Origin of the sequence: Blautia massiliensis (ex Durand et al. 2017) (assembly GCF_051861785.1) — a bacterium.
GTDB classification, from domain to species: Bacteria; Bacillota; Clostridia; order Lachnospirales; family Lachnospiraceae; genus Blautia_A; species Blautia_A luti_A.
In genome coordinates, this window is record NZ_CP146725.1 from 296558 (window position 1) to 309745 (window position 13188).

The 13188-nt window shown below is 44.6% G+C and carries 10 protein-coding genes; all 10 read right to left on the bottom strand.

From position 1 onward, the window contains the following. The 10 genes from V9W66_RS01645 to plsX all read right to left on the bottom strand — a co-directional run bounded on the left by V9W66_RS01645 (nucleotide 1) and on the right by plsX (nucleotide 13079). Nucleotides 1-822, bottom strand: coding sequence for a helix-turn-helix transcriptional regulator (locus tag V9W66_RS01645; protein ID WP_144095958.1), 822 nt, complete (start codon nucleotides 820-822; stop codon nucleotides 1-3). Further along, the gene (locus V9W66_RS01650; RefSeq protein ID WP_144095960.1) at nucleotides 797-1180 is read right to left on the bottom strand and encodes a hypothetical protein; all 384 of its coding nucleotides are present in this window, start codon (nucleotides 1178-1180) and stop codon (nucleotides 797-799) included. Before V9W66_RS01650 ends, V9W66_RS01645 begins: the two co-directional genes overlap by 26 nt. 166 nt (nucleotides 1181-1346) lie before the next feature. Then, on the bottom strand, nucleotides 1347-3044 hold the full coding sequence (locus V9W66_RS01655; protein ID WP_144100353.1) for an AAA family ATPase: 1698 nt from the start codon (nucleotides 3042-3044) through the stop codon (nucleotides 1347-1349). Nucleotides 3045-3370: 326 nt separating this feature from the next. After that, nucleotides 3371-5209, bottom strand: a complete 1839-nt coding sequence (gene glmS, locus V9W66_RS01660; protein WP_144095964.1) for a glutamine--fructose-6-phosphate transaminase (isomerizing) — start codon at nucleotides 5207-5209, stop codon at nucleotides 3371-3373. Nucleotides 5210-5316: 107 nt separating this feature from the next. Then, nucleotides 5317-6528, bottom strand: a complete 1212-nt coding sequence (gene ilvA, locus V9W66_RS01665) for a threonine ammonia-lyase (protein WP_015525229.1) — start codon at nucleotides 6526-6528, stop codon at nucleotides 5317-5319. Nucleotides 6529-6534: 6 nt separating this feature from the next. Continuing rightward, nucleotides 6535-7473 (bottom strand): signal recognition particle-docking protein FtsY, encoded by a 939-nt coding sequence (gene ftsY, locus V9W66_RS01670; RefSeq protein ID WP_015525230.1) that lies wholly within the window; start codon nucleotides 7471-7473, stop codon nucleotides 6535-6537. 18 nt (nucleotides 7474-7491) lie between these two features. Beyond that, a complete protein-coding gene (gene smc, locus V9W66_RS01675; RefSeq protein ID WP_144095966.1) occupies nucleotides 7492-11052 on the bottom strand; it encodes a chromosome segregation protein SMC in 3561 nt (1186 codons plus the stop codon). Nucleotides 11053-11065: 13 nt separating this feature from the next. Continuing rightward, entirely contained in the window at nucleotides 11066-11746 is a 681-nt protein-coding gene (gene rnc / locus V9W66_RS01680) for a ribonuclease III (protein WP_144095968.1), read from the bottom strand. Continuing rightward, nucleotides 11736-11984 carry an acyl carrier protein gene (locus tag V9W66_RS01685; RefSeq protein ID WP_021652554.1) on the bottom strand — a complete coding sequence of 83 codons (249 nt, stop codon included), beginning with the start codon at nucleotides 11982-11984 and terminating at the stop codon, nucleotides 11736-11738. Before V9W66_RS01685 ends, rnc begins: the two co-directional genes overlap by 11 nt. 48 nt (nucleotides 11985-12032) lie before the next feature. Beyond that, nucleotides 12033-13079 carry a phosphate acyltransferase PlsX gene (gene plsX / locus V9W66_RS01690; protein ID WP_144095970.1) on the bottom strand — a complete coding sequence of 349 codons (1047 nt, stop codon included), beginning with the start codon at nucleotides 13077-13079 and terminating at the stop codon, nucleotides 12033-12035. Nucleotides 13080-13188: the final 109 nt, after the last annotated feature.

The window sequence follows — 13188 nt, forward strand, 5'->3', positions numbered from 1 at the left end:
TTACTTCCATCTCCTTTGTTCAATATCACTTTTCATAAACAACCGATACCTCTGTCCTTCCTTCACAGCAGTCAGCTTTCCCCTTCTTACAAGGTCGTCGATATTCTGCTTGGAACATCCCAGTTCTTCTGCTGCCTGGGAGGAATCTATAATATGGTCGCTTATCATGCTCTGAAGTTCACTGCTGGTAAGTGGAATCTTTTTCCCTGCTTTATGAAGCGTTTCTTTTGGAATGCACAGGCTTTCGCTTTCTCCCCAGCAGATTCCATAGCCTCCTGTTTCTACTTTGACTGAGCGGAAGATTTTTTCATTGTTTAATACTGGTACAAAGTATCTGTCTGAGCCGACCAGATCTTCTAATTTACATTTCCGGACGGAGTCATCGTAAAAGGATATCAACAGTGTGTAATCTTTCAGTGGGAATACATCTTTTACTTTTATGGTATTTCTTTTTATGATATAAGCTGGAAGATTTTTTTCTGAGATGGGTGTCAGGTAGTAATAGTCCTGTGCACAGCGGCCATCAGTCATGGCAAGGAGTTTAAACTCGTCATAGCAGTCCAGGCCATTGTCTTTCAGGATTCTTCCGAGATTTTGCCGGTCCTGGGGGATAATCCTCTGCTGAACCCAGATTTTACTCCAGTATGCATTTATGGTCTTTTCGCCTCGTTTCAGACGGGAAGAAAGAATTAAGGGTGTTTCCCAGATGTCTGCGTCGTCCGGGAGTTCTATATAAAATCGTTTGTCTTTTTCATAATAGATGAGATAGGCGAGATTTTTTCTTGTTTTATCTTCTTCATTTCTGATTACAAAAATCTTCATAGTATAACCACCTTTTCCAGATCATGTTCCAGATTTTTTCCTGTAAATACCGGGGAATAATTCCATCCAGTCCTTCCAATAATATTGCTTTATGTTTTTCCTGTAAGGGATGCAGCTGAGGCATTTTCTCCCGGGGAATCAGCTGCAGGTTTTGCTGTGCATAATAGGAGCCAACAAAACATTCGTGTCCTATTATTCCATTTATACCATCATAATTAGATAACTTATAGTATTTCTTTGGTTTTTGTAAGTCGTCTGTTGCTTTCAGAAAGGAACCTGCTGTTCCGGATGAGGATCGGATCTGTGACCATTGAAGATATTTCAGGTCTTGTTTTTCGTGAATGATACGGGTACTCATGCATGACCTCCTTTTTATTTTATTATATGGCTTTACTTGTTATACGTCAAGTTTTTAGTAATATAAAAGGTAGTCTCAGAATGGTTTGGTCTCTGAGACTACCTTTTTTCATCCAACAGTTTTTTCGGCCCTAATATAGTTCATATTTTAATTTTTATCTTCTGCATTATGAAGTACCTATCACCACCCTACAATCCTTCTTATAACAAGCAATCCCATACTTAATAACCGACCGCATGCCATCGTCCTCCAATTTTGCAGCATATTTCCGCTCTTCAATCTGACTCAGAGCTTTTATACAGGCGTCCTTCATTTTTCCTTTTTCGGCATACTTTACCTCAATGGCAATGCCAGTCCGGCTTTCTGGTATTTCTATCAGAATGTCACTGTAGCCGGTGCCGGATTCTGCATTTGACCGGATTATCCAGTTATCTTTATATCCGAGAAGTCCTAAAAGCATTCCATGATAAAAGTTTTCTTTCTTCGCAGTGGCAGTATCACGGATACTTATTGTATTCCACAGATAATTTCCAAAAAGTTCTTCTATTTTTTCCGGATTCTGTTCTGAAAAAGCATTGCAGAACTGATTCAGGGTGTCGCCATCCTGCCTTGAAGTCTGCCGGAACCACTCCCTGATCTGCTTTATGAAAAGATTTTTCACTTCCAGATTGGGGATCTTCAGACAGAACTGATTTTCTGCTGTTTTTCCCTTCTGGGTTAGATAACCGGTAGTAAAAAGCACGCTCCACAGGTTTTCGATACTGCTGTCCAGCTCATTATATGTCAGTTCCTGATGGATTTCCTTTGTGACAGTTTCTCCTGCAATCAGTCTTTCGATGTCATTTTTGGTCTGGCTATCTGCTCTGTTGATAAATCTTCGTATAATTACGTTTCCGCTGGTATTGGACCAGTAATCTTCCGGTTTGGCGTCTGGATCTGCATATAATTTTTTGCAGTAACATATCACGTCCCACGGGCAGTATACTTCCGTGTTTCCAAACTGATATCCATCATACCATTCTTTGACTTCTTTGTAGTGTCCGGATAAATCGTAATAATCTAGCATGTCATGTACTTCTGTATCGGTAAAGCCAAAGTACTCATCGTACTGCACATCCAGTACAGATAATACTTCAAAATTGTTCAGATCTGTAAATATACTTTCTTTGGCAATTCTCAAACAGCCTGTTAATACGGCAAAGTAAAGATTGGAATTGGTTTTTAATACATTGCCAAACATATTTCTGATCAGAGATACCATTTCCTCATAGTAGCCATACTGAAAAGCTTTATCCAGTGGTACATCATATTCATCAATCAGAAGAATGACTTTTTCTCCATAATATTTACAAAGTAAGGTCGATAGGGTCAACAGCGATTTTTCCATTGCTGAATATGACATTTGAAAATCACCGGTGTCAGAAACCATAGTCAGAGCTTTATACATTTTTTTATCTGTTTCAGATAATTCAGGGCTTTTTTCCAAAAAAGAGAATCTTAAGGCTTCTGCACCGATAGCATATTTCATTGCTGCACAGGTGCTTTCAAAGTTCATTCCTTCAACATTTTTTAAGCTGATGGAAATTACTGGAAAATGTCCCATATATTTTTCGCAGAATTCCCTGTCTTCGGAGATCTTCAGACCTTCAAATACTATTGGATCTGTCCCGATTTCAAAGAATGTCTGCAGCATATTCATATTCAGAGATTTACCAAAACGCCGCGGACGGGTGAAAAGATTTACTTCACTCCAGTTTCGGATGAGACTGTGGATCATTTCTGTTTTATCGACATAATAGAAGTTGTTTTTTATTATTTTTTCAAAATTGTCTATTCCTACCGGAAATTTCTTTTTTTCTGGCATTGAGGTTCCTCCCAAAACAAAAAAGGTTTCACGATATCATTATTTACTACAAATATGATATCATGAAACCTTTTTTACGTAAAGCTATACTCCCTGTTAAACATTCCGTTAATATTCAAATCGTTACTGTTCACTCCGTTCTCAGTAACACGCGGGAGTTTGACACATTGAAATCCAAAAAATTCTGAGTCCTTTTACATCACTCAGTCCTATACAAATGCCAATGGGAAAAGTACTTCCAAAACCATCCGAAATGAAGTAGAAAGAGCCTCAGAGTATGATTTTATACACTCTGAGGCTCCTCCCATATTCACATTTTAAATTTTTTATTCCACTGTCACGCTCTTCGCCAGATTTCGTGGTTTATCCACATCCAGGCCTTTGGCTACGCTTACGTAGTAGCCCAGAAGCTGAAGCGGGATCACTGCCAGGGATGTTGCAAAGTGCGGGTCTGTTTTCGGGATGTAGACGGTGAAGTCTGCGGTATCCTCGATATTGTAATTGCCAAATGTGGTCAGGCCCATAAGGTAGGCGCCACGGCTCTTGCACTCAACCATATTGCTGACTGTTTTTTCGTAGAGATCCGGCTGGGTCAGCACACCGATCACAAGAGTCCCGTCTTCAATCAGAGAGATCGTTCCGTGTTTCAGCTCTCCGGCAGCATAGGCTTCAGAGTGAATGTAACTGATCTCTTTCATCTTCAGACTGCCCTCCAGGCTGATAGCGTAATCGATTCCTCTTCCTACAAAGAAAGCATCTTTTACATTTGCCTGTTTTGAGGCAAACCACTGGATACGCTCCTTATCTTCCAGGATCTTACAGATCTTATCCGGAAGTGTCTGCAGTTCACTGATATAATTGCTGTAGGCTTCTTCTGTGATCGTTCCTCTTACCATTGCAAACTGGATCGCCAGTGTGTAAGCTGCGATCAGCTGTGTGCTGTACGCCTTGGTAGTAGCTACAGAAATCTCCGGTCCGGCCAGAGTATAAAATACATTATCAGCCTCACGTGCAATGGAAGATCCCACTACATTAACGATTCCCAGTGTATGAATACCATTTTCCTTGCATTTACGAAGTGCAGCAAGACTGTCTGCTGTTTCACCGGACTGGCTGATGATCACTGCAAGGCTGTTGGTGTTAAGGGCCATTTTTCGGTAACGGAATTCGGAAGCGAGCTCTACCCTTACCGGGATCTGTGCAAGATCCTCGATTACATACTGTGCTGCCATTCCTACGTGATAAGCGGAGCCGCAGGCTATGATATAGATCTGCTGGATGTTCCGGATGCTTTCTTCTTCCAGGCCAACTTCACTGAGGTCGATCTTTCCATCCTCGAGCACGGAATTCAACGTATCCAGTACTGCCTTTGGCTGTTCGTGGATCTCTTTCATCATGAAATGCTCATATCCGGCTTTTTCCGCTGCTTCTGCATCCCATTCAATGGTTTTCAGCTCTTTCTCGATCTCATCTCCATCAAGATTGTAGAAGGTGACTTCGCCTTTTTTCACACGCGCCATCTCCAGATTGCCGATATAATATACATTGCGGGTGTATTTCAGGATCGCCGGTACGTCAGAAGCGATAAAGGATTCATCTTCTGCCACTCCAAGGATCATGGGGCTGTCTTTTCTGGCTACATATATTTCACCCGGATAATCCTTGAACATGATCGCAAGGGCATAGGAACCACGGATACGTACCATGGAATGTGTGATGGCATCCACCGGTGTTCCCTCATATTTCTTGTAATAATAATCGATCAGCTTAACTGCTACCTCGGTATCGGTCTCCGAATAGAAAGTATAGCCTTTACGGGCGAGCTTATTTTTCAGTTCCTGATAGTTCTCAATGATACCGTTGTGGACTGCTACGATATTACCGTCGTCTGTCATATGCGGATGTGCATTGTTCTCAGAAGGTTCACCATGAGTTGCCCATCTGGTATGACCGATACCACAGGTTCCCGGTACAGTCTCTCCGCCGTTTGTCTTTTCTGACAGAACTTTCAGTCTTCCCTTGGCTTTGATCACTTCCGTCTCGCCCTCGCCGTCACGTACGGCGATTCCAGCGGAATCATATCCTCTGTATTCCAGCTTGGAGAGCCCATCTAAAAGGATCGGAGCTGCCTGGTGTCTACCTGTAAATCCTACAATTCCACACATATTTATCTGTCCTTTCTGTCTATGCAGGTATTTTCGCAAAAGACCGGGCTGTTACATCATATGCAACAGTCCGGTCAGAAGTTTCAGTTATTGCAATATAACATGTCCTACAGTATAGCACGTACCACTCTCGGTTTGCAACCCGCTTTTTCCAGAGCTGCAACGATCTGATTCTTATGATCTGTTCCGAATGCTTCCATAGTGATCCGAAGTTCTACGGCTGCATTTCGGTTGGTACTTACAAACTGGTTATGATCCAGTTTGATAACATTACCCTGATTTTCAGCGATCACACTTGCAACACGTACCAGTTCACCTGGCTTATCCGGGATAAGTACGGATACGGTGAAGATACGGTCACGCTGGATCAGTCCGTGCTGTACAACCGATGACATGGTGATCACATCCATATTTCCACCGCTTAAGATGGAAACGATCTTCTTATTCTTTACATCCAGATGACGGAGAGCTGCTACAGTAAGAAGTCCTGAGTTCTCTACGATCATCTTGTGGTTTTCTACCATATCCAGAAAAGCCACGATCAGCTCATCATCATCAATGGTAATGATATCGTCCAGATTTTCCTGGATATATGGGAAGATATTTTTTCCCGGAGTCTGTACTGCAGTACCATCTGCGATAGTATTTACGTGAGGAAGCGTTACGACCTCCCCTTTCTCCAGGGATGCCTTCATACATGCTGCGCCTGCCGGCTCAACACCGATGACTTTGATGTGTGGGTTCAGAAGCTTCGCAAGTGTGGAGACACCTGTAGCAAGTCCGCCCCCTCCGATCGGTACCAGAATGTAATCTACAAGCGGAAGTTCCTGTACGATCTCCATGGCGATAGTTCCCTGACCGGTTGCTACTGCCGGATCGTCAAATGGATGGATAAAGGTATATCCTTTTTCTTCTGCAAGGGCAAGTGCGTGTGCACAGGCTTCGTCATATACGTCGCCGTGAAGGATAACCTCCGCACCGTAACTCTTGGTGCGCTCTACCTTGATCAGTGGTGTGGTAGTTGGCATGACAATGACTGCTTTTACTCCATATTTATGTGCAGCATAAGCAACACCCTGGGCATGATTTCCTGCAGATGCAGTGATCAGACCTTTGTTCCTCTCTTCGTCAGAAAGTGTGCTGATCTTGTAATATGCGCCACGCACCTTATATGCACCGGTACGCTGCATATTCTCTGGCTTCAGATAAACCTTATTTCCCGTCATATCTGAGAAATAACTGCTGTATATCAGCTTTGTTTCCTGTGTCACTTCTTTTACTTTTGCTGCTGCTTCCTCAAAGCTCTCTAATGTAAGCATTTGTATTTAGCTCCTTTCTTCTACGTCAAAGAGGGCGTTTACAAATGCGTCTGCATCAAATTTCTGCAGATCATCGATACTTTCGCCTACTCCGATGTATTTTACTGGTATGTCAAGCTCAGACTGGATCGCTACTGCAATTCCACCCTTGGCTGTACCATCAAGTTTGGTAAGAATGATTCCGGTAACGTTTGCGACCTCGGCAAACTGTCTTGCCTGGGAAAGCGCATTCTGGCCCGTGGTTCCGTCAAGAACTACCAGCGTTTCCAAATATGCTTCCGGATACTCACGTTCCAGAATACGGTAAATCTTGCGAAGCTCTTCCATAAGGTTTTTCTTATTATGAAGTCTTCCTGCGGTATCGCAGATCAGAATATCTGCATTTCTGGCTTTGGCTGCTGCCACGGCATCATAGACAACAGATGCCGGGTCTGCTCCGTCCTGGCCGCCGATGATCTCAACGCCTGCACGGTTGGCCCACTGTGTCAGCTGCTCCCCGGCTGCCGCACGGAAGGTATCTGCAGCTCCGAGGATGACCTTTTTTCCCTGATCCTTTAATTTACCGGCTAATTTGCCTACAGAGGTAGTCTTACCTACTCCGTTGACACCGATCACAAGGATCACGGATTTCCGGTTCTCAAACTCATATTCTGTGCTTTCTACCTGCATCTGTTTTTTGATGCTGTCGATCAGAAGCTGTTTACACTGGGACGGCTCCTTGATATGCTGCTCAGCAACCTGCTCCTTTAAATGCTCCAGAATGGAAGTGGTTGCGTTAATGCCGATATCTCCCATGATCAGGATCTCTTCCAGTTCTTCATAAAAATCATCATCAATACTGGAAAAACCGCTGAAAATGGAATCAAAGCCGGCAACGATATTGTCTCGCGTTTTGGTAAGTCCGCTTACCAGACGTTTAAAAAATCCTTTTTTTTCTTCTGCCATACTGATTCATCCCCTCTGCTACTGGGTAAGCTGGTTCTCTACTAAATCTACGGATACCAGCGTGGATACCCCTTTTTCCTGCATGGTAATTCCATAAAGCCTGTCTGCTGCATTCATGGTACCACGTCTATGTGTTATTATAATAAATTGTGTGTTCTTCGTCAACTTCTGAAGATATCCCGCAAAACGTCCTACATTGGAATCATCCAGTGCAGCCTCGATCTCATCCAGAAGACAGAATGGTGAAGGCTTCAGATTCTGGATCGCAAAAAGAAGTGCAATGGCTGTCAGTGCTTTTTCTCCACCGGAAAGCTGCATCATGTTCTGGAGTTTTTTTCCGGGCGGCTGGGAAATGATCCGGATCCCTGCCTCAAGGATATCCTCGTCTTCCGCAAGTTCCAGAGTTCCCCGGCCTCCGCCGAACAGTTCTTTGAAGGCTTTATCAAATTCTTTCTGGATCTCTCCGAATTTTTCGCTAAACTGCTTCCGCATGCCCTCATCCAGCTCCTGGATGATCTGTTCCAGCGTTTTTTCCGCTTCCAAAAGATCGTTGTACTGACCGCTTAAGAACGTATGCCGTTCCAGAAGTTCTTTGTAATCCTCAATGGCATTGACGTTGACAGAACCAAGAGCTCGGATCTCGTCCTTTAATTTATGGATCTGCTGCTTCATCACATGCCTGTCATTCATTTCTTCTTTCCTGTACTGCAAGGCATTATTCGGAGTGATCTCGTATTCTTCCCACATATAGGAAGTCCTTGCTTCCCGGTTCTCTTCGATCTTTTCTGCCTGAGTCTTCAGTCGGAAGCATTCTTTGTCCAGAAGACTGATCTGGCCGGACAGCTCATCACGCTTTTCAAAAAACTCCTTATGGCTTTTTGTGCGCTCTTCCTTTTCCTGCTGCCATTTTTTCAGCTGTTTTGCAGCTGCCTCTTCTTTTGCGGCAAAGCCTTCGATCTCCTTACGGACCTTGTCGATCGTCTTTCTCTTTTCTGCAGTTTCCTGGCTGCCCTTTTCCAGAGAATCCAGAATTTCTTCCCTCTCTTTCGAAAGAACTTCGATTTCCTCTTTCAGGCGCCGCAGATTTTCCTTTATGAAGCTTTCCTTCTGCTGGGATGCAGATGCGTCAAGACGGATCCTTTCCAGCTTCTCTGAAGTCTCCGCTTCGTCCTTTTTCCAGTCCTCCAGCTCCTTCTGCCGGGTCTCGATAAACGTTTCCAGCTCTTCCTCATCCCTTTTGGATGCTTCAAGTTCCTGCGTGATCTTTATGTTATCTGCCTGCATGTCTCTTGCCTGAAGACGGATCTCCTCCTGCTCCCTCTCGATCCTGGTATAACCGCCGCGGATCTCCTCCGCTTTTTTCTCCAGCTGTTCAATGTTCAACCTGGCTGTATTCTGCTGAATGGATTGTTCCTGAAATTTCTGCTGCAGCGCCGCCACCGTATCACGCATCTCATTTCTTCTGCTGCGGTTATCTTCCATGGACTGTCGGATCTCATGATACCCGGCTGCCAGCTCTTTTACCTTCTTTTCCAGTTCCTCGATCTCACGACGACGCCCAAGAAGATTGCTGTTGTTCTTAAAAGCTCCACCGGTCATGGAACCGCCTGGACTTAAGGATTCTCCCTCCAACGTTACCATACGGATACTGTGTCGGTATTTTCTGGCAATGGCAATAGCATGATCGATATGATCCACCACCAGCACTCTGCCAAGAAGATACCCGATCAGACCGTCATATTCCTTCTCTGCAGTTACCAGGCCACTGGCAAGACCAATAGCTCCCGGTTCGTTCAAAGCACCTCTCTGATTAAACTCGCCTCTTGAAGAAATGCTGTTTAACGGGAGAAAAGTCGCACGACCATACCGGTTTTTCTTCAGGAATTCGATCATCTGTTTGGCAGTCTGCTCGTTATCCGTAACGATATTCTGAATACTTCCGCCAAGAGCAGTCTCAATAGCGATCTCATAATTTTTTTCAACGTGAATGATATCCGCCACTACGCCACGGATCCCAGGAACATGATTCTTCTGTTCCATGACACGGCGGATACTGTTTCCATATCCATCATAACGTTCTGTGATATTGCGAAGGGATTCCAGTCTGGATGCCTCTCTATGATAGGACGTCTGTTCCTTTTCCAGCTGTGTATTCTGCTGTTTAAGGGTTTCCTGGATGGTATGTATCTCTTTTGTAAGACGGCTGCCTTCTTCTCTGGTTTCCTGAATGGCCTTCGTGATAGTGTCGTATTCCTTCTGTGCCTGATCGATCGCTGACTGCTGCTCCTCTTCCTGGGTTTTCAGGGAAAGGATCCTCTGACTGATTCCTGCTTTCCGGATATCCAGCTGCTCCTTCATGGCATCAAAACGCTGTGCCTTACCTTTGGTGTTTGCACGGGAATTAAGGATCTCAATGATCTCATTCTTACCATCTTCCACTGCCTGGGTACATTCTTCGATGCTGCTCTGGATATTGTCCATTTTTTTCTGCTCGTCAGCAAGTTTTCTGTCGATCTCCCGTAAATTTGCCTGAAGATCTGCTTTTTGCTCTTCCAGAGCCTTCTGGTCTGCAGATTTTTTCTCCGTATCTTCCTGAACTGCTAAAAGACGGCTGCGATAATGACTGTCATTCTGCTCTCCTGCCAGGATCTGTTCATGAAGAACATTGATCTCACCGGACAGCTGTTGTTTACGGATAGCACGATCCCGGCTTTCTTCCCGCAACGCCTCCATCCGCTCATTCAGCTCTTCCAGTATTTTTTCCAGACGTTCATATTCATCCTTGGTACGACTATGAGCATTCTGGGCTTCTTTTAACTGATTTTCTGCGATCCTGGTTTTTTCTTCCAGCTCGCGGATCAGATTTCCGGTGTGTTCATATTCCAGGAGGAACATATTTATATCCAGCTCTTTCAGATTTTCTCTTTTTGCCAGATATATTTTTGCAGTCTCAGACTGACGTTCCAGCGGTTCCAGCTGCTTGGTCAGCTCACTTAAGATGTCCGTGACACGGACCAGATTCTGTTGTTCTTCCTCAAGCTTCTTCAGTGTGGTATTTTTTCGTCTTTTAAATTTGACGATCCCGGCTGCCTCGTCAAAAAGCTCCCGGCGTTCTTCGGGTTTTCCACTTAAGATCTTATCGATCTGACCCTGTCCGATGATGGAATATCCTTCTTTTCCGATACCGGTATCATAGAACATCTCATTGATATCCTTTAAACGACAGGAGCTGCCGTTGATGCGGTATTCGCTCTCACCGGAACGATACAGTCTTCTGGTAACGGTTACTTCTTCAAAATCCACCGGGAGCTTGTGATCGCTGTTATCAAGTGTAATCGCCACGGACGCAAAGCTCAGAGGCTTGCGAAGCTCCGTTCCTGAAAAGATAACATCCTGCATATTCCCGCCTCGAAGCTGCTTGGCGCTCTGTTCTCCCAGAACCCAGCGGACTGCATCGCCAACATTACTTTTTCCGCTGCCGTTAGGTCCTACGATGCCGGTGATCCCGTTATGAAATTCAAAATTTATTTTCTGTGCAAAGGATTTAAATCCCTGCACCTCTATATTTTTCAGATACATTGGCCACCTGCTGTTATTTTATACTGCGTATTGCCTCTAGGGCTGCAGCCTGTTCTGCTGCCTTTTTTGTATGGCCAGTTCCGGTTCCCATACTTTTTCCATTGATCAGCGCCTCCACAGTAAAGCTCTTGCTGTGGTCCGGTCCCTCTTCTTTCAGAAGACGATATTCCACCGGATGATTTCCGCCTTCCTGTACCATTTCCTGAAGCACTGTCTTGCTGTCATAAAAAATCCTCTTATCCTCCAGATCGTTCAGGATAAATTTCATAACAAAAGCCTGTGCCGGTTCAAATCCACCGTCCAGATACATAGCCCCGATCAGAGATTCCAGGGCATCAGAAACGATGGAATCTCTTTTACGACCGCCCATCATTTCCTCACCTCTTCCAAGGAGGATAAACTCCGGAAGCCCGAATTCTCTTGCACAGTAGGCAAGACTCTTTTCACATACCATACTGGCACGTTTCTTGGTCAACTCACCTTCCTGATTATTCCGGAATTTTTTGTACAGGAAATCACTGCTGATCAGCTCCAGCACCGCATCTCCAAGAAACTCCAGACGCTCATTGCATCCAAGCTTTCCAAGGTGTCTTTCGTTGGCATAGGAGCTGTGTGTCATTGCCTGCTCCAGTAAAGATTTTGCGGTAAACTGGTATCCGATAGTCTGCTCCAGCTTTTTTAAATTATTTTCCATTTCTTCTTCCCTTCGTTACCCGGCGAAGAGTCTCCACTGCATCGCCGACAGTAACGATCTCCTCGGCTTCCTCCGGGGCGATACGAACATCAAAAGTTTCCTCCAGATCAATAAGAATCTGAAAAAAATCCAGAGAATCCACTCCCAGATCATCCACAAAGGTAGTTTTTTCTGTAATGGCATCCATATTTCTTCCCAGAGTTTTTTCGATGATGGTCTTCAGCATTTCCAGTTCCACGACTGTTCGCCTCCTGTTCTGTCTGTAATATTTCCGGCAATCCCGGTTTTATTTTTTTTCGCTTTTTTCTTCCGCCTGTGCTTTCTGCTCAGCTGCTATAAACTCCTCGATCTTTTCATTGATCTTCTCTTCCTTAAACTGCTCGCACTGAAAGATCGCATGACGGATTTCTACGCTTCTGGCACTTCCGTGGCTTTTGACCACAAGACCTTTCAGACCAAGAAGCGGTGCTCCGCCATATTCACTGGCATCAAATGATTTTAAGGTTTCCTTAAGAGCAGGTTTTACCATCAGAGCTCCCATTTTACTGCGAATGTTTGTCATCATACCTTTTTTGATCATAGATATCAGAGTAGCTCCAACACCTTCATAAAGCTTAAGGATCACATTTCCTACAAAAGCTTCACAGACTACTACATCTGCATAACCTGACGGGATATCTCTCGCCTCAATACTTCCGATGAAATTGATATCCTTACATGCTTTTAACAGAGGGAAGGTAGCCTTTACCAGCGCATTGCCCTTTTCTTCCTCAGCACCGTTATTAACGATAGCAACTCTTGGCTTCTTAATACCCACTACATTTTCCATATAGATGGAACCCATCTGCGCAAACTGTACCAGGTGATCTGGTCTCGCATCTACATTGGCACCACAGTCGATCAGAAGGGAAACGCCCTTTGCCGTAGGGATCAGCGGAGCAAGAGGTGGTCTCCGGATCCCTTTGATCCTGCCTACGATCACCTGGCCTCCTACCAGTACCGCACCGGTGCTTCCGGAGGAAACAAAGGCATCGGCCTCCTGTTTTTTTACAAGATTTAATCCCACTACAATAGAGGAATCTTTCTTTTTTTGGATAGCCATGACCGGAGGTTCCGCAGTCTCGATCACCTGAGACGCATGCACCACACGGATCCTGTCCCTAGGATAATCCGGATATTTCCGAAGCTCTGCTTCAATCACATCCTGTACTCCTGTAAGGATGACCTGGATGTTCTCTTTTTCTTTCACAGCTTCCACCGCGGCTTTTACCGGTTCCTCGGGAGCATTGTCACCACCCATTGCATCTACAACGACTTTTACCATTTCTGACATATGTTGTCCTTTCTCTGTCCGAAATCTTTTCGGAATGCATATGGTACACTGTAGTGAAAATCCTCATACACATCCGTATAAGGATTTTCATTGCAGAGTACCAAAAGTT